The sequence below is a fragment of the Xanthomonas sontii genome, from assembly GCF_040529055.1.
Lineage (GTDB): Bacteria > Pseudomonadota > Gammaproteobacteria > Xanthomonadales > Xanthomonadaceae > Xanthomonas_A > Xanthomonas_A sontii.
Genome location: NZ_CP132342.1, coordinates 4,731,203 through 4,754,237, shown reverse-complemented (window position 1 = coordinate 4,754,237; position 23,035 = coordinate 4,731,203). Strand labels below are relative to the sequence as shown.

Here is a 23,035-nt window from a genome sequence, read left to right as displayed (position 1 = left end):
GGGGCGAGAGCCCCCGGCCTTTGGCCGTTTCAGGCGGGAACCGGGAATCGGGAATGGAGAATCGGAACAGCCACGCTACGTGCGCTCCACGATTCCCCTTTCTCCATTCCCCAGTCCCCGCTTCACCACCGAGTTGGTAGTTGGAAGTAGCGGGAGAAGGCGTGCTGGTGCCGGCAATACCAGCGACTTCCAACTGACAATTTATGTTCACTCAGGGCCGCGGACGCGTGGCCCGCATCAGCCAAGGTGATACCTCATGACGTCTTATTCGTTCACCGAAAAGAAGCGTATCCGCAAGGACTTCGGCAAGCAGCGCTCGATCCTCGAAGTGCCGTTCCTGCTCGCCATCCAGGTGGATTCCTACCGCGAGTTCCTGCAGGAGAACACCGACCCGAACAAGCGTTCGGACCACGGCCTGCACGCGGCCCTGAAATCGGTGTTCCCGATCTCCAGCTACAGCGGCAACGCGGCGCTGGAGTACGTCGGCTACAAGCTCGGCGAACCGGTGTTCGACGAGCGTGAATGCCGCCAGCGCGGCATGAGCTACGGCGCGCCGCTGCGCGTGACCGTGCGCCTGGTGATCTACGATCGCGAGTCCTCGACCAAGGCGATCAAGTACGTCAAGGAGCAGGAGGTCTACCTCGGCGAAATCCCGCTGATGACCGACAACGGCACCTTCATCGTCAACGGCACCGAGCGCGTCATCGTTTCGCAGCTGCACCGTTCGCCGGGCGTGTTCTTCGACCACGACCGCGGCAAGACCCACAGCTCGGGCAAGCTGCTGTACAGCGCCCGCATCATCCCGTACCGCGGCTCCTGGCTGGACTTCGAGTTCGACCCGAAGGACGCGCTGTTCACCCGTATCGACCGCCGCCGCAAGCTGCCGGTGTCGATCCTGCTGCGCGCGCTCGGCTATTCGAACGAGGAGATGCTGTCCGAGTTCTTCGAGATCAACACCTTCCACATCGACCCGAAGGAAGGCGTGCAGCTGGAGCTGGTGCCCGAGCGCCTGCGCGGCGAGACCCTGAACTTCGACCTGGCCGATGGTGACAAGGTCATCGTTGAAGCCGGTAAGCGCATCACCGCGCGCCACGTCAAGCAACTCGAGGCCTCCGGCATCGCCGCTTTGGCCGTGCCCGACGAGTACCTGGTCGGCCGCATCCTGTCGCACGACGTGGTCGATGCCTCGACCGGCGAACTGCTGGCCAGCGCCAACGACGAAATCAGCGAAGATCAGCTGACCGCGTTCCGCAAGGCCGGCGTCGATGCCGTGGGCACGCTGTGGGTCAACGACCTGGATCGCGGCCCGTACCTGTCCAACACCCTGCGCATCGATCCGACCAAGACCCAGCTCGAGGCGCTGGTCGAGATCTACCGCATGATGCGTCCGGGCGAGCCGCCGACCAAGGACGCCGCGCAGAACCTGTTCCACAACCTGTTCTTCACCTTCGAGCGCTACGACCTGTCCACGGTCGGCCGCATGAAGTTCAACCGCCGTGTCGGCCGCAAGGAAGTCACCGGCGAGTCGGTGCTGTACGACAAGAAGTACTTCGGTGAGCGCAACGACGAGGAGTCCAAGCGCCTGGTCGCCGAGCACGCCGACAGCTCCGACATCCTGGACGTGATCAAGGTCCTGACCGAGATCCGCAACGGCCGCGGCGTGGTCGACGACATCGACCACCTGGGCAACCGTCGCGTGCGTTCGGTCGGCGAAATGGCCGAGAACGTGTTCCGCGTGGGCCTGGTCCGCGTCGAGCGCGCGGTCAAGGAGCGCCTGTCGATGGCCGAGTCCGAAGGCCTGACCCCGCAAGAACTGATCAACGCCAAGCCGGTGGCCGCCGCGATCAAGGAGTTCTTCGGCTCCTCGCAGCTGTCGCAGTTCATGGACCAGAACAACCCGCTGTCGGAAGTGACGCACAAGCGTCGCGTCTCCGCGCTGGGTCCGGGCGGTCTGACCCGCGAGCGTGCCGGCTTCGAAGTGCGCGACGTGCATCCGACCCACTACGGCCGCGTCTGCACCATCGAAACGCCGGAAGGCCCGAACATCGGCCTGATCAACTCGCTGGCGGTGTATGCCCGCACCAACCAGTACGGCTTCCTCGAGACGCCGTACCGTAAGGTCGTGGACGGCCAGATCACCGACGAAGTCGAGTACCTGTCGGCGATCGAAGAGAACGAGTACGTCATCGCCCAGGCCAACGCGCTGCACGACGCCAAGAGCCGCCTGACCGAGCAGTTCGTGCCGTGCCGCTACCAGGGCGAGTCGCTGCTGAAGCCGCCGGCGGAAGTGCACTTCATGGACGTGTCGCCGATGCAGACCGTGTCGATCGCGGCCGCGCTGGTGCCGTTCCTGGAGCACGACGACGCCAACCGCGCGCTGATGGGCGCGAACATGCAGCGCCAGGCCGTGCCGACGCTGCGTGCGCAGAAGCCGCTGGTCGGCACCGGCATCGAGCGCGCCGTGGCGCGCGACTCGGGCGTGACCGTGAACGCCCGCCGTGGCGGCGTGATCGAACAGATCGACGCCGGCCGCATCGTGGTCAAGGTCAACGAGGCCGAGATCGGCGGCGGCACCGACGCCGGCGTCGACATCTACAACCTGATCAAGTACACCCGCTCCAACCAGAACACCTGCATCAACCAGCGTCCGCTGGTGAACGTGGGCGACGTGATCGCGCGCGGCGACGTGCTGGCCGACGGCCCCTCGACCGACATCGGCGAGTTGGCCCTGGGCCAGAACATGCTGATCGCGTTCATGCCTTGGAACGGCTACAACTTCGAAGACTCCATCCTGCTCTCCGAGCGCGTGGTAGAAGAGGATCGCTACACCACGATCCACATCGAAGAGCTGACCTGCGTGGCGCGCGACACCAAGCTGGGGCCGGAGGAAATCTCCGCCGACATCCCCAACGTGTCCGAGCAGGCGCTGAACCGTCTGGACGAGAGCGGCGTGGTGTACATCGGTGCGGAAGTGCGCGCCGGCGACATCATGGTCGGCAAGGTCACGCCGAAGGGCGAGAGCCAGCTGACCCCGGAAGAGAAGCTGCTGCGCGCGATCTTCGGCGAGAAGGCCTCGGACGTGAAGGACAGCTCGCTGCGCGTGCCGCCGGGCATGGACGGCACCGTCATCGACGTGCAGGTGTTCACCCGCGACGGCATCGAGAAGGACAAGCGCGCCCGCCAGATCGAGGAAAACGAGATCAAGCGGGTCAAGAAGGACTTCGACGACCAGTTCCGCATCCTGGAAAGCGCGATCTATGCGCGTCTGCGTGGCCAGCTGATCGGCAAGGTCGCCAACGGCGGTCCGAACCTGAAGAAGGGCGACACCATCAGCGACGCCTACCTGGACGGCCTGAAGAAGTCCGACTGGTTCGCGCTGCGCATGAAGGACGAGGACGCCTCCGAGGCGATCGAGCGCGCGCAGAAGCAGATCCAGGCGCACGAGAAGGAGTTCGAGCGTCGCTTCGCCGACAAGCGCGGCAAGATCACCGCCGGCGACGACCTCGCCCCGGGCGTGCTGAAGATGGTCAAGGTGTTCCTGGCGGTGAAGCGCCGCATCCAGCCCGGCGACAAGATGGCCGGTCGCCACGGCAACAAGGGTGTCGTGTCGATGATCCAGCCGATCGAGGACATGCCGTACATGGCCAACGGCGAGACCGTGGACATCGTGCTGAACCCGCTGGGCGTGCCGTCGCGTATGAACATCGGCCAGGTGCTGGAAGTGCACCTGGGCTGGGCCGCCAAGGGCCTGGGTCGCAAGATCCAGAACATGCTCGAGGCCCAGGCCAAGGTCGCCGACCTGCGCAAGTTCCTGGCGCAGATCTACAACCACGACCAGAAGCTGGGCGAGGACCGCGTGGATCTGGACCAGTTCAGCGACGCGGAGCTGCTGGCGTTGTCGAAGAACCTGACCGACGGCGTGCCGATGGCCACCCCGGTGTTCGACGGTGCCACCGAGGCCGAGATCAAGCACATGCTCGAGCTCGCCGACCTGCCGATCAGCGGCCAGACCCAGCTGTACGACGGCCGCACCGGCGAGGCGTTCGATCGCCACACCACGGTCGGCTACATGCACATGCTGAAGCTGAACCACCTGGTCGACGACAAGATGCACGCGCGCTCCACCGGTCCGTACTCGCTGGTCACCCAGCAGCCGCTGGGCGGCAAGGCGCAGTTCGGCGGCCAGCGCTTCGGCGAAATGGAAGTCTGGGCGCTGGAAGCCTACGGCGCGGCCTACACCCTGCAGGAAATGCTGACGGTGAAGTCCGACGACGTGCAGGGCCGCAACCAGATGTACAAGAACATCGTCGACGGCGAGCACGAGATGGTCGCCGGCATGCCGGAGTCCTTCAACGTGCTGGTGAAGGAAATCCGCTCGCTGGCGATCAACATGGAACTGGAAGACTGAGGGCAGGGAATGAGGAGTCGGGACTAGGAAACCGCCCGGGCGTTTGCCCACAGGCCGCCGGCGTTTCCTGTCCCGCCTCTCCGCTTCCAACGATTCCCTATTCGCTATTCCCGATTCCCGGAGAAATCAAATGAAAGACCTGCTCAACCTCTTCAACCAGCAGCGCCAGACGCTGGACTTCGACGCGATCAAGATCGCGCTGGCCTCGCCGGACCTGATCCGTTCGTGGTCCTTCGGCGAAGTGAAGAAGCCGGAAACCATCAACTACCGGACCTTCAAGCCCGAGCGCGACGGCCTGTTCTGCGCCGCCATCTTCGGCCCGATCAAGGACTACGAGTGTCTGTGCGGCAAGTACAAGCGCATGAAGCACCGCGGCGTGGTCTGCGAGAAGTGCGGCACCGAAGTGACCCTGGCCAAGGTGCGTCGCGAGCGCATGGGCCACATCGACCTGGCCTCGCCGGTCGCGCACATCTGGTTCCTGAAGTCGCTGCCGTCGCGCATCGGCCTGATGCTGGACATGACCCTGCGCGACATCGAGCGCGTGCTGTACTTCGAAGCCTACGTGGTGACCGAGCCGGGCCTGACCGCCCTGGAGCGCCGCCAGCTGCTGACCGAAGAGCAGTACCTGACCGCGCGTCAGGAGCACGGCGACGACTTCGACGCCGCCATGGGCGCCGAGGCCGTGTACGAACTGCTGCGCACCATCGACCTGCAGTCGGAAATGACCCGCCTGCGCGAAGAGATCGCCAGCACCGGTTCGGAAACCAAGCTCAAGCGTCTGACCAAGCGCATCAAGCTGATCGAGGCCTTCATCGAGTCCGGCAACCGTCCGGAGTGGATGGTGATGACCGTGCTGCCGGTGCTGCCGCCGGATCTGCGTCCGCTGGTGCCGCTGGACGGCGGCCGCTTCGCGACCTCCGATCTGAACGATCTGTACCGCCGCGTCATCAACCGCAACAACCGCCTGCGCCGCCTGCTCGAGCTGAACGCGCCGGACATCATCGTGCGCAACGAAAAGCGCATGCTGCAGGAATCGGTCGATGCGCTGCTGGACAACGGCCGTCGCGGCCGTGCCATCACCGGCACCAACAAGCGCCCGCTGAAGTCGCTGGCCGACATGATCAAGGGCAAGCAGGGCCGGTTCCGTCAGAACCTGCTCGGCAAGCGCGTGGACTACTCCGGCCGTTCGGTGATCGTGGTCGGCCCGACCCTGCGTCTGCACGAGTGCGGCCTGCCGAAGAAGATGGCGCTGGAGCTGTTCAAGCCGTTCGTGTTCGCCAAGCTGCAGCGTCGCGGCCTGGCCACCACCATCAAGGCCGCCAAGAAGCTGGTCGAGCGCGAAGAAGCCGAAGTCTGGGACATCCTGGAAGAGGTGATCCGCGAGCACCCGGTGCTGCTGAACCGTGCGCCGACCCTGCACCGTCTGGGTATCCAGGCGTTCGAGCCGGTGCTGATCGAAGGCAAGGCGATCCAGCTGCACCCGCTGGTCTGTACCGCGTTCAACGCCGACTTCGACGGTGACCAGATGGCCGTGCACGTGCCGCTGTCGCTGGAAGCGCAGCTGGAAGCGCGCGCGCTGATGATGTCCACCAACAACATCCTGTCGCCGGCCAACGGCGAGCCGATCATCGTGCCGTCGCAGGACGTGGTGCTGGGTCTGTACTACATGACCCGCGCCCTGGAGAACAAGAAGGGCGAGGGCATGGTCTTCGCCAACATCGCCGAAGTGAAGCGCGCCTACGACAACCGTGCGGTCGAACTGCACGCCAAGGTCAAGGTCCGCATCACCGAGACGGTGATCGACGAGGACGGCAACCGCACCAAGAAGGCCTCGATCGTGGACACCACGATCGGGCGCGCGCTGCTGGCCGAGATCCTGCCGGAAGGCCTGCCGTTCGCGCTGGCCAACACCGAGCTGACCAAGAAGAACATCAGCCGCCTGATCAACTCCAGCTACCGCCAGCTGGGTTTGAAGGACAGCGTCGTGTTCGCCGACAAGCTGATGTACACCGGCTTCGCCTACGCGACCCGTGCCGGCGTGTCGATCGGCATCGACGACATGCTGATCCCGTCGGAGAAGAAGGGCATCCTCGGCGAAGCCGAGCAGGAAGTGCTGGAAATCCAGGAGCAGTACCAGTCCGGTCTGGTCACCGCCGGCGAGCGCTACAACAAGGTCGTGGACATCTGGTCGCGCACCAACGAGCGTATCGCCAAGGCGATGATGGACACCATCGGCACCGAGAAGGTGGTCAACGCCAAGGGCGAGACCATCGACCAGAAGTCGATGAACTCGCTGTACATCATGGCCGACTCCGGCGCGCGTGGTTCGCAGGCGCAGATCCGTCAGCTGGCCGGCATGCGCGGCCTGATGGCCCGCCCGGACGGCTCGATCATCGAGACGCCGATCAAGGCGAACTTCCGCGAAGGCCTGAACGTGCAGGAGTACTTCAACTCCACCCACGGTGCCCGTAAGGGTCTGGCCGATACCGCGCTGAAGACCGCCAACTCCGGTTACCTGACCCGTCGCCTGGTCGACGTGGCGCAGGACGTGGTGATCACCGAGCCGGATTGCGGCACCACCGACGGCCTGACCATGACCCCGATCGTGGAAGGCGGCGACGTGGTCGAGCCGTTGCGCGACCGCGTGCTCGGCCGCGTGGTGGCCGAGGACGTGTTCCTGCCGGGCAACGACGAGGATCCGATCGTCACCCGCAACACCCTGCTCGACGAGCAGTGGGTGGCCAAGCTGGAAGAGGCCGGCGTGCAGTCGGTCAAGGTCCGCTCGACCATCACCTGCGAATCGGCGTTCGGCGTGTGCGCGCGTTGCTACGGCCGCGACCTGGCCCGTGGCCACCTGGTCAACATCGGCGAAGCGGTCGGCGTCATCGCCGCGCAGTCGATCGGCGAGCCGGGTACCCAGCTGACCATGCGTACCTTCCACATCGGCGGCGCGGCTTCGCGTGCGGCGGCGGTGGACAACATCACGGTCAAGACCACCGGTTCGATCAAGTTCAACAACCTCAAGTCGGTCGAGCACGCCAACGGTTCGCTGGTGGCGGTGTCGCGTTCGGGCGAACTGTCGGTGCTCGACGGCCACGGCCGCGAGCGCGAGCGCTACAAGCTGCCGTACGGCGCCACCATCACCGCCAAGGACGGTGACGCGGTCAAGGCCGGCCAGTCGGTGGCGAACTGGGATCCGCACAACCACCCGATCGTGTCGGAAGTGGCCGGTTTCATCCGCTTCATCGACTTCATCGACGGCGTCACCGTCATCGAGAAGACCGACGAACTGACCGGCCTGGCCTCGCGCGAGATCACCGATCCGAAGCGTCGCGGCACCCAGGCCAAGGACCTGCGCCCGATCGTGCGCATCGTCGACGCCAAGGGCAACGACCTGACCATCCCGGGCACCGATCTGCCGGCGCAGTACCTGCTGCCGCCGCGCTCGATCGTCAACCTGCAGGACGGCGCGCCGGTCGGCGTGGGCGATGTGGTCGCCAAGATCCCGCAGGAAGCGTCCAAGACCCGCGACATCACCGGTGGTCTGCCGCGCGTGGCCGACCTGTTCGAAGCGCGCAAGCCGAAGGATCCGGCGATCCTGGCCGAGCGTTCGGGCATCATCAGCTTCGGCAAGGACACCAAGGGCAAGCAGCGCCTGATCATCAAGGACACCGACGGGTCGGAGCACGAAGAGCTGATCCCGAAGTACCGCCAGATCATCGTGTTCGAAGGCGAGCACGTGGCCAAGGGCGAAACCGTGGTGGACGGCGAGCCGAGCCCGCAGGACATCCTGCGTCTGCTGGGCGTCGAGCCGCTGGCCGCGTACCTGGTCAAGGAAATCCAGGACGTGTACCGCCTGCAGGGCGTGAAGATCAACGACAAGCACATCGAGGTCATCACCCGGCAGATGCTGCGCAAGGTCGAGATCACCGACCAGGGCAACAGCAAGTTCCTCAACGGCGAGCAGGCCGAGCGCCAGCGCGTCATCGAGGAGAACGCCCGCCTGGTGACCCGCAACGAGCTGCCGGCCAAGTACGAGCCGGTGCTGCTGGGCATCACCAAGGCGTCGCTGGCGACCGAGTCGTTCATCTCGGCCGCGTCGTTCCAGGAGACCACCCGCGTCCTCACCGAGGCGGCGGTCCGCGGCACCAGCGACACGCTGCGCGGCCTGAAGGAAAACGTGATCGTGGGTCGCCTGATCCCGGCCGGTACCGGCCTGGCGTACCACAACACGCGCCGCCGCAACGCCAGCGGCCTGACCGAGTCGGAGATGCAGACCCTGTCCGGCGGCAGCGCCGAGCCGGCGGTCGAGACCTCCGCCCCGGCGGCTGCCGGCAGCGAAGAGTAAGCAACACGCCGGACCGGTCCCGCCCGCGGGGCCGGTCTACCACGCGAAAGGGGGCGCAGCGGAAGCGCCCCGTATTCCGGCCCCGGATGGGCCAGCAAGTAAAAATTCCGTTGTGTTGACGGCGCTTTGACTTGCCCGCTATACTTTCCTGTCTCGGCAGGCCGTCCTTCGGCCTGCCTTCGTTTTCACGCATCCAGGCCCGACGGCCTCAATCAGAAGAATCCACTGATGGCGACGATCAACCAGCTGGTCCGCAAGCCGCGGCAGGCGACCACCTACAAGAGCGCCTCTCCGGCGCTGGACAAGTGCCCGCAGCGCCGTGGCGTCTGCACGCGCGTGTACACCACCACCCCGAAGAAGCCGAACTCGGCCCTGCGCAAGGTCGCCAAGGTGCGCCTGACCAACCAGGAAGAGGTCATCAGCTACATCGGCGGCGAAGGCCATAACCTGCAGGAGCACTCCGTGGTCCTGATCCGCGGCGGCCGCGTCAAGGATCTGCCGGGCGTGCGCTACCACACCGTGCGCGGTTCGCTCGACGCCGCCGGCGTCGCCAAGCGTCGCCAGGGTCGTTCCAAGTACGGCGCCAAGCGCCCGAAGAGCTAAGGGAAAGTACACATGTCTCGTAAAGGTAATACGCCGCAGCGCGCCGTTCTCCCGGACCCCAAGCACGGGAGCGAAACCATCGCCCGCTTCATCAACATGGTGATGCTGAGCGGCAAGAAGTCGGTCGCCGAAAAGATCGTGTACGGCGCGATGGACGTGATCGGCGAGAAGAACCCCAACGCCATCGAACTGGTGCAGAAGGCGCTGGACAACGTCGCTCCGGCGGTCGAAGTCAAGTCCCGCCGCGTCGGTGGTGCCACCTACCAGGTGCCGGTCGAGGTGCGTTCCTCCCGTCGCATGGCGCTGGCGATGCGCTGGCTGATCGACTCGGCGCGCAAGCGCGGCGAGAACTCGATGCCGCGCAAGCTCGCGGCCGAGCTGGTCGATGCTTCGGAAAACCGTGGCGGCGCCATCAAGAAGCGCGAAGAGACTCACCGCATGGCGGAAGCGAACAAGGCGTTCGCGCACTACCGCTGGTGACCTTCCGGGCCTTGGAAACGGGGCCCGCTGGCACCATCTGAGTGCCGCTAGCCGCGCCGTTGCGCGTGGCACAAATCCGAAGGCCGCCGCAAGGCGGCGTTCGGCCATCCGAAATCCAAGAAATTTGAGAGGCTCCCTGTGGCCCGTACCACTCCCATCGAGCGTTACCGCAACTTCGGCATCATGGCTCACATCGATGCCGGCAAGACCACCACCTCCGAACGCATCCTGTTCTACACCGGCGTCAGCCACAAGATCGGCGAGGTGCATGACGGTGCCGCGACGATGGACTGGATGGAGCAGGAGCAGGAGCGTGGCATCACGATCACCTCCGCGGCCACCACCGCGTTCTGGACCGGCATGGACAAGTCCATGCCGCAGCACCGCTTCAACATCATCGACACTCCCGGGCACGTGGACTTCACCATCGAAGTCGAGCGCTCGCTGCGCGTGCTCGACGGCGCGGTGTTCGTGCTGTGCGCGGTCGGCGGCGTGCAGCCGCAGTCCGAGACCGTGTGGCGTCAGGCCAACAAGTACGCGGTGCCGCGTCTGGCGTTCGTCAACAAGATGGACCGCACCGGCGCCAACTTCGACAAGGTCGTCGAGCAGCTGAAGGCCCGCCTGGGCGCCTACCCGGTGCCGATGCAGGTGCCGATCGGCGCCGAAGACGGCTTCGAGGGCGTGGTCGACCTGGTCAAGATGAAGGCGATCCACTGGGATACCGCCTCGCAGGGCACCGTGTTCGAATACCGCGACATCCCCGCGCACCTGGTCGACAAGGCCACCGAAGCGCGCGCGTTCATGGTTGAGGCCGCGGCCGAAGCCAACGAAGACCTGATGGACAAGTACCTCAACGAGGGCGACCTGTCCGAGGCCGAGATCCTGGGCGGTCTGCGCGAGCGCACCCTGAAGGTGGAAGTGGTGCCGGTGTACTGCGGTACCGCGTTCAAGAACAAGGGCGTGCAGGCCATGCTCGACGGCGTGATCCAGCTGCTGCCGTCGCCCAGCGACCGTCCGCCGGTCAAGGGCATCGACGAGGACGAGAAGGAAGACAGCCGTCCGGCCACCGACAACGCCCCGTTCTCGGCGCTGGCGTTCAAGATCATGACCGACCCGTTCGTCGGCTCGCTGACCTTCTTCCGCGTCTACTCGGGCACGCTGAACTCCGGCGACCAGGTGTACAACCCGGTCAAGTCGAAGAAGGAGCGCGTGGGTCGCATCCTGCAGATGCACTCCAACAACCGCGAAGAGATCAAGGAAGTGCGCGCGGGCGACATCGCCGCGGCGGTGGGCCTGAAGGACGTCACCACCGGCGACACGCTGTGCGCGCAGGACCACATCATCACCCTGGAGCGCATGGTGTTCCCGGAGCCGGTGATCTCGATGGCGGTCGAGCCGAAGACCAAGTCGGACCAGGAAAAGATGGGCATCGCGCTGAGCCGTCTGGCGCAGGAAGATCCCTCGTTCCGCGTCAACACCGACGAAGAGTCCGGCCAGACCATCATCCGCGGCATGGGCGAGCTGCACCTGGAAATCATCGTCGACCGCATGAAGCGTGAGTTCAACGTCGAAGCCAACGTCGGCAAGCCGCAGGTGGCCTACCGCGAGACCATCCGCAAGGCGGTCAAGCAGGAAGGCAAGTTCGTGCGTCAGTCCGGCGGTAAGGGCCAGTACGGTCACGTGGTGCTCGAGATCGAGCCGCAGGAACGCGGCCAGGGCTACACCTTCGAGAACGCGATTGTCGGCGGCGTGGTGCCGAAGGAATACATCCCGGCGGTGGACAAGGGCATCCAGGAAGCGGTGGCCAACGGCGTGATGGCCGGCTATCCGATCGTGGACGTCAAGGTGCGCCTGATCGACGGTTCGTACCATGACGTCGACTCGTCGGAAATGGCGTTCAAGATCGCCGGCTCGATGGGCTTCAAGGAAGGCTTCAACAAGGCCAACCCGGTGCTGCTGGAGCCGATCATGAAGGTCGAGATCGTCACCCCGGAGGATTACCTGGGCGACGTGATGGGCGACGTGAGCCGTCGTCGCGGCATCCTGCAGGGCCAGGACGACAGCCCGTCGGGCAAGGTGATCAACGCGATGGTGCCGCTGGGCGAAATGTTCGGCTACGCCACCACGCTGCGCTCGATGTCGCAGGGTCGCGCCACCTTCTCGATGGAGTTCGACCACTACGCCGAAGCGCCGGCCAACATCGCCGACTCGGTCATCAAGAAGAACTGAGATTAGAGCGACGGGATGCGTGCCGCGGACCCGATCCGCGCCGCATCCCGCTCGCTCGTCCCCCAATACGAATCACGAGGTAGAGAAGACATGGCAAAGGGTAAGTTCGAGCGCACCAAGCCGCACGTCAACGTCGGCACCATCGGTCACGTCGACCACGGCAAGACCACGCTGACCGCGGCGCTGACCAAGATCGGCGCAGAGCGCTTCGGCGGCGAGTTCAAGGCGTACGACGCGATCGACGCGGCGCCGGAAGAGAAGGCGCGCGGCATCACGATCTCGACCGCCCACGTGGAATACGAATCCCCGACGCGCCACTACGCGCACGTGGATTGCCCGGGTCACGCGGACTACGTCAAGAACATGATCACCGGTGCGGCGCAGATGGACGGCGCGATCCTGGTGTGTTCGGCCGCTGACGGCCCGATGCCGCAGACCCGCGAGCACATCCTGCTGTCGCGTCAGGTCGGCGTGCCGCACATCGTGGTGTTCCTGAACAAGGCCGACATGGTCGACGACGCCGAGCTGCTCGAGCTGGTCGAGATGGAAGTGCGCGAGCTGCTGAGCAAGTACGACTTCCCGGGCGACGACACCCCGATCATCCACGGTTCGGCCCGTCTGGCGCTGGAAGGCGACCAGAGCGAGATCGGCGTGCCGGCGATCCTGAAGCTGGTGAACGCGCTGGACTCGTTCATCCCGGAGCCGCAGCGCGACGTGGACAAGCCGTTCCTGATGCCGGTGGAAGACGTGTTCTCGATCTCGGGCCGCGGCACCGTGGTGACCGGTCGTATCGAGCGCGGCATCATCAAGGTGGGCGACGAAATCGAAATCGTCGGCATCCGTGCGACGCAGAAGACCACCGTGACCGGCGTGGAAATGTTCCGCAAGCTGCTGGACCAGGGTCAGGCGGGCGACAACGCGGGCCTGCTGCTGCGTGGCACCAAGCGTGACGACGTGGAGCGCGGCCAGGTGCTGTGCAAGCCGGGTTCGATCAAGCCGCACACCGAGTTCGAAGCCGAGGTGTACGTGCTGTCGAAGGACGAGGGCGGCCGTCACACCCCGTTCTTCAAGGGCTACCGTCCGCAGTTCTACTTCCGCACCACCGACATCACCGGTGCGGTGCAGCTGCCGGAAGGCGTGGAAATGGTGATGCCGGGCGACAACGTCAAGATGGTGGTGACGCTGATCAACCCGGTGGCGATGGACGAAGGCCTGCGCTTCGCGATCCGCGAAGGCGGCCGCACCGTCGGCGCCGGCGTGGTGGCCAAGATCATCAAGTAATGCCCTCCGGCGGCGAAGGCCGCCGGCTGGAATCGCCAGCGACCTCGGTCGCCGGCATCGCGAGGGGTCGGCGTAAGCCGGCCCTTCGTCGTTTCCGGGCAGGCGAATGTTCTGGCGATTTGTTGTTGCGAGGTGTTGCGGAGGCGTGAAGTCGTCGCTATAATGCACGGCTCGGCGTTCCTGGGTAGGGCGCCGGTAAGACAGCGAAAAGAGAGGCAGGACGCCGCTCGTGTTCGCAGGACCGGGAAGGTCGCGTCGCATGGAGCACTCAACAGCCCCGGGTTGTTGACGCTGCTCTAGCTGCGCATTATACTTTTCCGTCTGGGCAGGCCGGGTCGACTGGTCTGCCCCAGTTTTTGGGGCGGAGGAATGCCCCCGCCGAGCCGGATGCTCTGCGGTACGACATCAGGAAACAACCGGGGCAGGTATCCCAGAGGCCTTGCCCGTCGCTCTTTTAACGAAGGAACCCACCGTCATGGCGGACCAAAAGATCCGGATTCGGCTGAAGGCGTTCGATCATCGTTTGATCGACCGTTCGGCCAGCGAGATCGTCGAGACGGCCAAGCGGACCGGCGCGCAAGTGCGTGGCCCGATCCCGCTGCCGACCAAGATCGAACGCTACACCATCCTCGTTTCCCCGCACGTCGACAAGGACGCGCGTGACCAGTACGAGACCCGCACGCACAAGCGCGTGCTCGACATCGTCGACCCCAACGACAAGACCGTGGACGCGCTGATGAAGCTCGAGCTCGCGGCTGGCGTCGATGTCCAGATCAAGTTGACCTGAGGACTACGACCATGACGAAGAAGTATTCGTTGGGCTTCGTGGGCCGCAAGGCCGGCATGAGCCGCGTCTTCACCGAAGACGGCCGCTCCATCCCGGTCACCCTGATCGAAGCGACCCCGAACCGCATCACCCAGCTCAAGACCGTCGAAGCCGACGGCTACAGCGCCGTGCAGATCACCGTGGGCGCCCGTCGCGCCGCGCTGGTCAACAAGCCGGCGTCCGGCCATTTCGCCAAGGCGAAGGTCGAAGCGGGTCGCGGCCTGTGGGAGTTCCGCGTCGAGGACGCGCAGCTGGGCGAGTTCGCCGTCGGCGGCGAAATCAAGGCGGACATCTTCGCCGTCGGCCAGAAGGTCGATGTCCAGGGCGTCACCAAGGGTAAGGGCTTCCAGGGCACCATCAAGCGGCACAACTTCCGCATGGGCGATGCCACCCACGGTAACTCGCTGTCGCATCGCGCGCCGGGTTCGCTGGGTCAGCGCCAGACCCCGGGTCGCGTTTTCCCGGGCAAGAAGATGTCCGGCCACATGGGCGCGGTGCAGCAGAGCACGCAGAATCTGGAAGTGGTCAAGGTCGACGTCGAGCGTGGCCTGATCGCCATTCGCGGCGCTGTGCCTGGCGCTGCCGGTGGCGACGTGATCGTGCGTCCGGCTAGCAAGGCATAAGGAGAGATGACGATGGAACTCGTTATCACGGGTAGCAACAACAAGGTCTCGGTCTCCGACGCCGTGTTCGGCCGCGATTTCAGCGAGGATCTGGTTCACCAGGTCGTCGTCGCCTATCGCAACGCCGGCCGCGCCGGCACCAAGGCGCAGAAGACGCGTTCGGAAGTCAACGGCACCACCAAGAAGTCGAAGAAGCAGAAGGGCGGTGGCGCTCGCCACGGCGCGCTGACCGCTCCGATCTTCGTCGGCGGTGGCGTGACCTTCGCGGCCAAGCCGCGCAGCTTCGAGCAGAAGGTCAACCGCAAGATGTACCGCGCGGCCATCTGCGCGATCCTCTCGGAACTGAACCGCCAGGGCCGCCTGATGGTCGTCGACGCGTTCGACGTCGAGGCCAGCAAGACCAAGGGCCTGGTCGAGAAGCTGAAGGGTCTGGAAGTGGGCAAGCGCCCGCTGATCGTGACCGAAGAAGCGTCCGAGCATCTGTACCTGTCCGCCCGCAACCTTCCCTACGTGGAAGTGCGCGACGTGCAGGGCCTGGATCCGGTGTCGCTGGTCGGGGCCGACACGGTCGTGATCACCGCCGATGCGGTCAAGAAGGTCGAGGAGTGGCTGGCATGAGCAGCAACGAAAAAATCTTCAGCGTGCTGCGCGCTCCGCGTGTCTCCGAAAAGACCGCGCGCCTGCAGGAACTCTCCAATCAGTACGTCTTCGAGATTTCGAACGAAGCCACCAAGGCCGATGTCAAGGCCGCGGTCGAGCAGCTGTTCGACGTCAAGGTCGAGTCGGTCAACGTGTTGAACGTCAAGGGCAAGAACAAGTCCTTCCGTTCGCGCAGCGGTCGTCGCGGCGATTGGCGCAAGGCGTACGTGCGTCTGGCCGAAGGCCAGTCCATCGACGTAACGGCCAAGGCCTGAGGTACATCCCATGCCATTGATGAAATTCAAGCCCACCTCCGCAGGCCGTCGTTCGGCCGTGCGCGTGGTCACGCCCGATCTGCACAAGGGCGCCCCGCACGCTGCACTGGTGGAAAAGCAGAGCAAGTCCGGTGGTCGTAACCACCACGGCCGCATCACCACCCGCCACGTCGGCGGTGGCCACAAGCAGCACTACCGCGTCATCGACTTCAAGCGCAACAAGGAAGGTATCCCGGCGCGCGTGGAGCGGATCGAATACGATCCCAACCGCACCGCCCATATCGCCCTGCTGTGCTACGCCGACGGCGAGCGCCGCTACATCATCGCGCCGAAGGGCCTGAAGGCCGGCGATCAGGTGATCGCGGGTTCGGATGCGCCGATCAAGACCGGCAACACCCTGCCGCTGCGCAACATCCCGGTCGGTACCACCGTCCACGGGATCGAGCTGAAGCCGGGCAAGGGCGCGCAGATCGCGCGTGCCGCCGGCGCCGCGGTGCAGCTGGTCGCGCGTGAAGGCATCTACGCCACCCTGCGTCTGCGCTCCGGCGAAATGCGCAAGGTGCCGTCCGAGTGCCGCGCCACCATCGGCGAAGTCGGCAACGACGAGCACAACCTCGAGAAGCTGGGCAAGGCGGGCGCCAAGCGCTGGCGCGGCGTGCGTCCGACCGTTCGCGGTGCGGCCATGAACCCGGTCGACCACCCGCACGGTGGTGGTGAGGCGAAGGCCGGTCAGGGTAATCCGCATCCGGTCACCCCGTGGGGTGTCCCGACCAAGGGTTACAAGACGCGCCATAACAAGCGCACCGAACAATTCATCGTCCGCGATCGTAGGGGCTAATCGACCATGGCACGTTCACTCAAGAAGGGCCCGTTCGTCGATCACCACCTCGTCAAGAAGGTGGAGGCCGCGGCCGGTAGCAAGCGTCCGATCAAGACCTGGTCGCGTCGCTCGATGATCCTGCCGGAGATGGTGGGTTTCACCATCGCCGTGCATAACGGCAAGAACCACGTTCCGGTGCTGGTCAACGAGAACATGGTCGGCCACAAGCTCGGCGAATTTGCCGTCACCCGGACCTTCAAGGGTCACGGTGGCGACAAGAAGTCGGGCCGGTAAGGAGAGATGACGATGGAAGCGAAAGCAATCCTGCGCACCGCGCGCATCTCCCCGCAGAAGGCCCGCCTGGTCGCCGACCAGGTCCGTGGTCTTTCCGCCGAGCGGGCGGTCAACCTGCTGAAGTTCTCGGACAAGAAGGCTGCCCACCTGATCAAGAAGGTGGTGGAGTCGGCGATCGCCAATGCCGAGAACAATCAAGGCGCGGATGTCGACGAGCTGAAGGTCAAGACCATCATGGTTGATGAAGGTCCGACCCTGAAGCGTTTCATGGCGCGGGCGAAAGGCCGCGGTACCCGCATCCTCAAGCGCACCAGCCACATCACTGTGGTTGTGGGCGCCGCCAAGTAAGCGGAAAGGAAAAGACGATGGGTCATAAAGTTCATCCGATCGGAATCCGCCTGGGTATCGCCAAGGACTGGAATTCCAAGTGGTACGCCAACAAGGCCGAGTTCGCCGGTTACCTGGCAGCCGACCTCAAGGTCCGCGAAATGCTGCGCAAGAAGCTGGCGCAGGCGGGCATCAGCAAGATCCTGATCGAGCGTCCGGCCAAGACCGCGCGCGTGACGATCCACACCGCCCGCCCGGGCGTGGTGATCGGCAAGCGCGGTGAGGACATCGAGAAGCTGCGCAAGGAAGTGAGCGAGATGATGGGCGTCCCCGCCCACATCAACGTCACCGAAGTGCGCAAGCCGGAGCTGGACGCGCAGCTGGTCGCCGAGTCGATCGCGCAGCAGCTGGAGCGTCGCATCATGTTCCGCCGCGCGATGAAGCGCTCGGTCGGCAACGCGATGCGCCTGGGTGCCCTGGGCATCAAGGTCAACGTCGCCGGCCGTCTGAACGGTGCGGAAATCGCCCGTTCCGAGTGGTACCGCGAGGGCCGCGTGCCGCTGCACACGCTGCGTGCCGACATCGACTACGGCTTCGCCGAAGCCAAGACGACCTACGGCATCATCGGCATCAAGGTCTGGATCTACAAGGGCGAGATCTTCGATTTCTCCCAGGTTGGCCAGGAAAAGCAGGACGATTCCCCGCGCAACGATCGTAACGATCGCGGCGACCGTGGCGACCGTCCGTCGCGTCCGGCCCGTGAAGCGAGGTAACGGCAATGTTGCAACCCAAGCGAACCAAATACCGCAAGATGCACAAGGGTCGTAACGACGGCCTGGCATGGAGCGGAAACGCCGTCAGCTTCGGCGAGTACGGGCTGAAGGCCACGGCGCACGGTCAGCTGACCGCGCGCCAGATCGAAGCGGCGCGCCGCTCGATCAGCCGCTACGTCAAGCGCGGCGGCAAGATGTGGATCCGCGTGTTCCCGGACAAGCCGATCACCAAGAAGCCGATCGAAGTGCGAATGGGCTCCGGTAAGGGTAACGTCGAGTACTGGGTCGCGCAGATCCAGCCCGGTCGCATGATCTATGAAATCGAAGGCGTCGGCGAAGATGTCGCGCGCGAGGCGTTCCGCCTGGCCGCTGCCAAGCTTTCGGTGACCACCACCTTCGTGACCCGGACGGTACGCTGATGGACATCAAACAACTCCGCGAGAAGTCGGCCGACGATCTGAAGGCCCACCTGACCGATCTGCGCAAGGAGCAGTTCGCCCTGCGCATGCAGCAGGTCACCGGGCAGCTGCCGAAGACTCACGAAACCCGCCGGGTGCGCCGCGAGATCGCTCGCGTCAAGCACCTGCTCGGCAGCACGAAGTAAGGATGGCCGCGATGAGCGACAATAACGAAAGCAAGACGCTGCGCACGGTCGAAGGCCGTGTGGTCAGCAACAAGATGGACAAGACCGTCACCGTGCTGGTGGAGCGTCAGGTCAAGCATGCGCTGTACGGCAAGTACATCAAGCGCTCGACCAAGCTCCACGCCCACGACGCCGACAACGCCTGCAACGAAGGCGATGTCGTGCGCGTGACCGAGATTGCGCCGATGTCCAAGACCAAGAACTGGCGGGTGGTGGAAATCGTCACCCGCGCGGCCGAATAAGGGAGATCTGAATCATGATCCAGATGCAGAGCTACCTCGACGTCGCCGACAATTCCGGTGCCAAGGAAGTGATGTGCATCAAGGTGCTCGGCGGCTCCAAGCGCCGCTACGCGCACATTGGCGACATCATCAAGGTCACCGTCAAGGACGCGATCCCGCGCGGCAAGGTCAAGAAGGGCGAAGTCTACGACGCCGTCGTCGTGCGTACCCGCAAGGGTGTGCGTCGTCCGGACGGTTCGTTGATCCGCTTCGACGGCAACGCCGCGGTGTTGCTCAACAACAAGCAGGAGCCGATCGGCACGCGCATCTTCGGGCCTGTGACCCGCGAGCTGCGGTCCGAGAAGTTCATGAAGATCGTCTCGCTCGCTCCCGAAGTGCTGTGAGCGGAGGACATACACATGGCTAACCGTATCAAGAAGGGCGACCAGGTCGTCGTCACCACCGGCAAGGACAAGGGCAAGCAGGGCGAAGTCGTCCGCGTCGACGGCGACCGCGTGGTCGTCTCCAACGCGAACATCGTCAAGCGCCACACCAAGCCGAACCCGCAGGCGGGCGTCGCCGGCGGCGTGGTCGAGCGCGAAGCGTCGATCCATATTTCCAACGTTGCGATCCTCAACCCGGCCACGGGCAAGGGCGACCGCGTTGGCTTCAAGGTGCTGGAGGATGGACGCAAACTGCGTGTGTTCCGCTCCAGCGGTGAGGCGCTCGACGCCTGAGGAATGACACAATGACTTCCCGTCTCGAAAAGATCTACAAGGAAGAAGTGGTACCGGCTCTGATGAAGAAGTTCGGTTACACCAATCCGATGGAAGTGCCGAAGCTGGTCAAGGTCACGCTGAACATGGGCGTGGGCGAAGCCGCGACGAACAAGAAGATCCTGGAAAACGCCGTCGCCGACATGGCCAAGGTCTCCGGCCAGAAGCCGGTGGTGACCAAGTCGCGCATCTCGGTGGCGTCGTTCAAGATCCGCGATGGTTGGCCGATCGGCTGCAAGACCACGCTGCGTCGCGCCAAGATGTACGAGTTCCTGGACCGCCTGATCAACATCTCGCTGCCGCGCGTGCGCGACTTCCGTGGTGTCTCGGGTCGTTCGTTCGACGGCCGCGGCAACTTCAACATGGGCGTGAAGGAGCAGATCATCTTCCCGGAAATCGACTTCGACGCCGTCGACGCGATCCGCGGTATGGATATCGCCATCACCACCACCGCCAAGACCGACGCCGAAGCCAAGGCGCTGCTCGAAGCGTTCAAGTTCCCGTTCCGTAACTGATTGACAGACGGGATTCGGGATTCGGGATTCGGGATGGAAGGGCGCTGCGCCCGTCACATCCCGGGTTCTGGAAATCTCCAATCCCCACTCTCGAATCCCGAGGATTTACAGATGGCAAAGACCTCCATGGTCAACCGCGACATCAAGCGCAAGAAGCTGGCGAAGAAGTTCGCCGACAAGCGTGATGCGCTGAAGAAGATCATCGCCTCCGGCACCGCCTCGTACGACGAGAAGGCCGAGGCCGTGACCAAGCTGCAGAAGCTGCCGCGCGATTCGTCGCCGAGCCGCCAGCGGACCCGTTGCGAACTGTCCGGCCGCCCGCGTGGCGTCTACGGCAAGTTCGGCCTGGGCCGCAACATGCTGCGCAAGGCGACCATGAACGGCGACGTTCCGGGCCTGCGCAAGGCCAGCTGGTAATGCCAGCGGCGCCGGTCCCGTTCGCGGGGCCGGGCAGGGCGGTCTAGCCGCCCGCGTGTCGTTCAGACAACGAGTCCGACGCAAGTCGGACTTTTTGTCGTATACTCCCGCTCCTTGCCTCGCGGCAGGGACGGGTATGGCAGCCGCCGCGGGTTCCTCCGGCGGTTGCGCGCTTCACCCCCTGCGTCATTCCACCGCTCCACCACACAAGATTTTCGCGAAAGCGGATATCGGTGCACTCAAAGGTAGACACCATGAGCATGACTGATCCCATCGCCGACCTGCTGGTCCGCATCAAGAATGCGGCCGCGGTTGGCAAGCCGACGGTGAAGATGCCGTCCTCCAAGATCAAGGTTGCGATCGCGGAAGTGCTGAAGGCCGAAGGCTATATCAGCGATCTGCGCGTCAACGCGATCGAGAACAACAAGTCCGAACTGGAAATCGTGCTGAAGTATTTCGAGGGCCGCCCGGTCATCGATACGCTCAAGCGCGTGTCGCGTTCGGGTCTGCGCCAGTATCGCGGCAAGACCGAGCTGCCGAAGGTTCTCGGCGGTCTGGGCGTTGCCATCATTTCCACGTCCAAGGGCATCATGACCGATGCGCAGGCCCGTCAGGCCGGCGTCGGTGGCGAAGTCCTGTGCTTCGTGGCCTAAGGGAAGGAGCACTCACATGTCCCGCGTAGCCAAGAAGCCGATCTCCCTCCCGAAGGGCGTCGAACTCACCGTCCAGGCCGATCAGGTCAGCGTCAAGGGCCCGAAGGGCACCCTGTCGCTGCCGAAGCCGGCCGGCGTCGAAATCAAGCAGGAAAACGGTGTCGCCACGCTGTCGGCGAACGATCCGTCGCACATCGCCATCACCGGCACCGTTCGCGCCATCCTGGCGAACATGGTGCAGGGCGTGTCCGCGGGCTTCGAGCGCAAGCTCGAGCTGGTGGGCGTCGGCTACCGTGCCACGATGCAGGGCAAGGACCTGAGCCTGGCGCTCGGTTTCTCGCACCCGATCGTGTTCAGCGCGCCGGAAGGCATCACCCTGGCCGCTCCGACCCAGACCGAGATCCTGGTGCAGGGCGCCGACAAGCAGCGCGTCGGCGAAGTCGCCGCCAAGATCCGCGGTTTCCGTCCGCCGGAGCCCTACAAGGGCAAGGGTGTGAAGTACGCCGGTGAAGCCATCATTCGCAAGGAAGCCAAGAAGGCCTAAGGCAGGTCCTTCTGCGAGGAGCCCGGCCATCCATGGCCGGACTCTCCACTGCAAAAGCCTGTTCCCCTTCAGCTTTCCTAGGACACATACCATGAGCATCAACAAGAACATCGCCCGCCTGCGTCGCGCCAAGTCGACCCGCGCCCACATCCGCGAGCTCGGCGTCGCCCGCCTGTCGGTGCTGCGCACCGGCCAGCACCTGTACGCGCAGGTCTTCACCGCCGACGGCTCCAAGGTCCTCGCCGCGGCGAACACCCTGCAGGCCGACGTCAAGGACGGCCTGAAGAACGGCAAGAACAGCGACGCCGCCGCCAAGGTGGGCAAGCTGATCGCCGAGCGCGCCAAGGCCGCGGGTGTCGAGAAGGTCGCCTTCGACCGCTCGGGCTACCGCTACCACGGCCGCATCAAGGCGCTGGCCGACGCCGCGCGCGAAGGCGGCCTGCAGTTCTGATCCTTGCGGGTGCGGCGATGCCGCGCCCGTCCCGCCGATGCGGGCTGCATCGGACCTTGGCGCGCCTTCTGCGCGCGTCCGGGGAACACGGCTCCAGACCACAACCACAAGCGGCAACGAAGCCGTAAATCTTTTCCTCTATCAAGGACATCACAATGGCTGAAGAACAGCGTGCACCGCGGGGTCGTGATCGCGACCGCAACCGCGAAGAGAAAGTCGACGACGGCATGATCGAGAAGCTGGTCGCGGTCAACCGCGTCAGCAAGACGGTCAAGGGCGGTCGCCAGTTCACCTTCACCGCGCTGACCGTGGTCGGCGACGGCAACGGCAAGATCGGCTTCGGTTACGGCAAGGCGCGCGAAGTGCCGGTCGCGATCCAGAAGTCGATGGAGTATGCGCGCAAGGGCATGCTCAACATCGATCTGAACAACGGCACCCTGTGGCACCCGGTGAAGTCCGGCCACGGCGCGGCGCGCGTGTTCATGATGCCGGCCTCGGAAGGTACCGGCGTGATCGCCGGCGGCGCCATGCGCGCCGTGCTGGAAGCGGTGGGCGTGAAGAACGTGCTGGCCAAGGCCGTCGGTTCGCGCAACCCGATCAACCTGGTGCGCGCCACCCTGCGCGGCCTGGAAGACATGCAGTCGCCGGCCCGCATCGCGGCCAAGCGCGGCAAGAAGGTGGAGGATCTGACCCATGGCTAATGAATCCACCAAGACCGTCAAGGTGCGCCTGGTGCGCGGCCTGCGTGGTACCCAGTCGCGTCACCGCCTGTCGGTGCGTGCCCTGGGCCTGAACAAGCTCAACGATGTGCGCGAACTGAAGGACAGCCCGCAAGTGCGCGGCCTGATCAACAAGGTTCAGTACCTCGTCCAGGTTGAGGAGTAATCGA

Annotated in this window: 26 protein-coding genes; all 26 read left to right on the top strand. The window is 64.7% G+C overall.

Annotated features, from left to right (window positions below; translation table 11 throughout):
- The first annotated feature begins 256 nt into the window (after window positions 1-256).
- The 26 genes from rpoB (at window position 257) to rpmD (ending at window position 23,031) form a co-directional block, all read left to right on the top strand.
- Complete coding sequence (gene rpoB / locus RAB70_RS20125) at window positions 257-4,408, top strand: DNA-directed RNA polymerase subunit beta (RefSeq protein WP_017908393.1); 4,152 nt, start codon at window positions 257-259, stop codon at window positions 4,406-4,408.
- Between the two features lie 130 nt (window positions 4,409-4,538).
- Window positions 4,539-8,756 (top strand): DNA-directed RNA polymerase subunit beta', encoded by a 4,218-nt coding sequence (gene rpoC / locus RAB70_RS20120; protein ID WP_017908394.1) that lies wholly within the window; start codon window positions 4,539-4,541, stop codon window positions 8,754-8,756.
- Window positions 8,757-8,984: 228 nt separating this feature from the next.
- Window positions 8,985-9,359 (top strand): 30S ribosomal protein S12, encoded by a 375-nt coding sequence (rpsL, locus tag RAB70_RS20115; RefSeq protein ID WP_003469157.1) that lies wholly within the window; start codon window positions 8,985-8,987, stop codon window positions 9,357-9,359.
- Window positions 9,360-9,371: 12 nt separating this feature from the next.
- Entirely contained in the window at window positions 9,372-9,839 is a 468-nt protein-coding gene (gene rpsG / locus RAB70_RS20110) for a 30S ribosomal protein S7 (RefSeq protein ID WP_010341334.1), read from the top strand.
- Window positions 9,840-9,977: 138 nt separating this feature from the next.
- Window positions 9,978-12,068 (top strand): elongation factor G, encoded by a 2,091-nt coding sequence (fusA, locus tag RAB70_RS20105; protein ID WP_010341333.1) that lies wholly within the window; start codon window positions 9,978-9,980, stop codon window positions 12,066-12,068.
- A gap of 90 nt (window positions 12,069-12,158) precedes the next feature.
- Entirely contained in the window at window positions 12,159-13,349 is a 1,191-nt protein-coding gene (tuf, locus tag RAB70_RS20100) for an elongation factor Tu (RefSeq protein WP_148828348.1), read from the top strand.
- A 475-nt stretch (window positions 13,350-13,824) separates the two neighbouring features.
- Window positions 13,825-14,136, top strand: coding sequence for a 30S ribosomal protein S10 (gene rpsJ, locus RAB70_RS20095; RefSeq protein ID WP_010341589.1), 312 nt, complete (start codon window positions 13,825-13,827; stop codon window positions 14,134-14,136).
- A gap of 11 nt (window positions 14,137-14,147) precedes the next feature.
- Window positions 14,148-14,798, top strand: coding sequence for a 50S ribosomal protein L3 (gene rplC / locus RAB70_RS20090; protein WP_010341590.1), 651 nt, complete (start codon window positions 14,148-14,150; stop codon window positions 14,796-14,798).
- A gap of 12 nt (window positions 14,799-14,810) precedes the next feature.
- Window positions 14,811-15,416 carry a 50S ribosomal protein L4 gene (rplD, locus tag RAB70_RS20085; RefSeq protein ID WP_010341591.1) on the top strand — a complete coding sequence of 202 codons (606 nt, stop codon included), beginning with the start codon at window positions 14,811-14,813 and terminating at the stop codon, window positions 15,414-15,416.
- A complete protein-coding gene (rplW, locus tag RAB70_RS20080; protein WP_010341592.1) occupies window positions 15,413-15,712 on the top strand; it encodes a 50S ribosomal protein L23 in 300 nt (99 codons plus the stop codon). The genes rplD and rplW overlap by 4 nt, the downstream gene beginning before the upstream one ends.
- A 10-nt stretch (window positions 15,713-15,722) precedes the next feature.
- Window positions 15,723-16,550 carry a 50S ribosomal protein L2 gene (gene rplB, locus RAB70_RS20075; RefSeq protein WP_010341593.1) on the top strand — a complete coding sequence of 276 codons (828 nt, stop codon included), beginning with the start codon at window positions 15,723-15,725 and terminating at the stop codon, window positions 16,548-16,550.
- A gap of 6 nt (window positions 16,551-16,556) precedes the next feature.
- Window positions 16,557-16,826, top strand: coding sequence for a 30S ribosomal protein S19 (gene rpsS / locus RAB70_RS20070; protein WP_010341594.1), 270 nt, complete (start codon window positions 16,557-16,559; stop codon window positions 16,824-16,826).
- Between the two features lie 12 nt (window positions 16,827-16,838).
- The gene (gene rplV / locus RAB70_RS20065; protein WP_003470663.1) at window positions 16,839-17,174 is read left to right on the top strand and encodes a 50S ribosomal protein L22; all 336 of its coding nucleotides are present in this window, start codon (window positions 16,839-16,841) and stop codon (window positions 17,172-17,174) included.
- Between the two features lie 17 nt (window positions 17,175-17,191).
- Window positions 17,192-17,926, top strand: a complete 735-nt coding sequence (gene rpsC / locus RAB70_RS20060) for a 30S ribosomal protein S3 (RefSeq protein WP_010341595.1) — start codon at window positions 17,192-17,194, stop codon at window positions 17,924-17,926.
- Window positions 17,927-17,931: 5 nt separating this feature from the next.
- On the top strand, window positions 17,932-18,345 hold the full coding sequence (rplP, locus tag RAB70_RS20055) for a 50S ribosomal protein L16 (RefSeq protein ID WP_003470657.1): 414 nt from the start codon (window positions 17,932-17,934) through the stop codon (window positions 18,343-18,345).
- A complete protein-coding gene (gene rpmC / locus RAB70_RS20050; protein ID WP_010341597.1) occupies window positions 18,345-18,530 on the top strand; it encodes a 50S ribosomal protein L29 in 186 nt (61 codons plus the stop codon). Before rplP ends, rpmC begins: the two co-directional genes overlap by 1 nt.
- An 11-nt stretch (window positions 18,531-18,541) precedes the next feature.
- Complete coding sequence (rpsQ, locus tag RAB70_RS20045) at window positions 18,542-18,811, top strand: 30S ribosomal protein S17 (RefSeq protein ID WP_010341599.1); 270 nt, start codon at window positions 18,542-18,544, stop codon at window positions 18,809-18,811.
- 14 nt (window positions 18,812-18,825) lie between these two features.
- Complete coding sequence (gene rplN, locus RAB70_RS20040; RefSeq protein WP_003486699.1) at window positions 18,826-19,194, top strand: 50S ribosomal protein L14; 369 nt, start codon at window positions 18,826-18,828, stop codon at window positions 19,192-19,194.
- Window positions 19,195-19,209: 15 nt separating this feature from the next.
- Entirely contained in the window at window positions 19,210-19,527 is a 318-nt protein-coding gene (gene rplX / locus RAB70_RS20035; protein ID WP_010341604.1) for a 50S ribosomal protein L24, read from the top strand.
- 11 nt (window positions 19,528-19,538) lie between these two features.
- The gene (gene rplE, locus RAB70_RS20030) at window positions 19,539-20,081 is read left to right on the top strand and encodes a 50S ribosomal protein L5 (protein ID WP_010341606.1); all 543 of its coding nucleotides are present in this window, start codon (window positions 19,539-19,541) and stop codon (window positions 20,079-20,081) included.
- Window positions 20,082-20,192: 111 nt separating this feature from the next.
- A complete protein-coding gene (gene rpsN / locus RAB70_RS20025) occupies window positions 20,193-20,498 on the top strand; it encodes a 30S ribosomal protein S14 (RefSeq protein WP_010341607.1) in 306 nt (101 codons plus the stop codon).
- Window positions 20,499-20,752: 254 nt separating this feature from the next.
- Window positions 20,753-21,151: a 30S ribosomal protein S8 gene (gene rpsH, locus RAB70_RS20020; RefSeq protein WP_010340446.1), complete on the top strand. Its 399-nt coding sequence runs from the start codon at window positions 20,753-20,755 to the stop codon at window positions 21,149-21,151.
- A gap of 16 nt (window positions 21,152-21,167) precedes the next feature.
- Complete coding sequence (rplF, locus tag RAB70_RS20015) at window positions 21,168-21,695, top strand: 50S ribosomal protein L6 (protein ID WP_017908703.1); 528 nt, start codon at window positions 21,168-21,170, stop codon at window positions 21,693-21,695.
- Between the two features lie 91 nt (window positions 21,696-21,786).
- Complete coding sequence (rplR, locus tag RAB70_RS20010; RefSeq protein WP_010340448.1) at window positions 21,787-22,146, top strand: 50S ribosomal protein L18; 360 nt, start codon at window positions 21,787-21,789, stop codon at window positions 22,144-22,146.
- Between the two features lie 155 nt (window positions 22,147-22,301).
- A complete protein-coding gene (gene rpsE / locus RAB70_RS20005) occupies window positions 22,302-22,847 on the top strand; it encodes a 30S ribosomal protein S5 (protein WP_010340449.1) in 546 nt (181 codons plus the stop codon).
- Complete coding sequence (rpmD, locus tag RAB70_RS20000; protein ID WP_010340450.1) at window positions 22,840-23,031, top strand: 50S ribosomal protein L30; 192 nt, start codon at window positions 22,840-22,842, stop codon at window positions 23,029-23,031. The genes rpsE and rpmD overlap by 8 nt, the downstream gene beginning before the upstream one ends.
- Window positions 23,032-23,035: the final 4 nt, after the last annotated feature.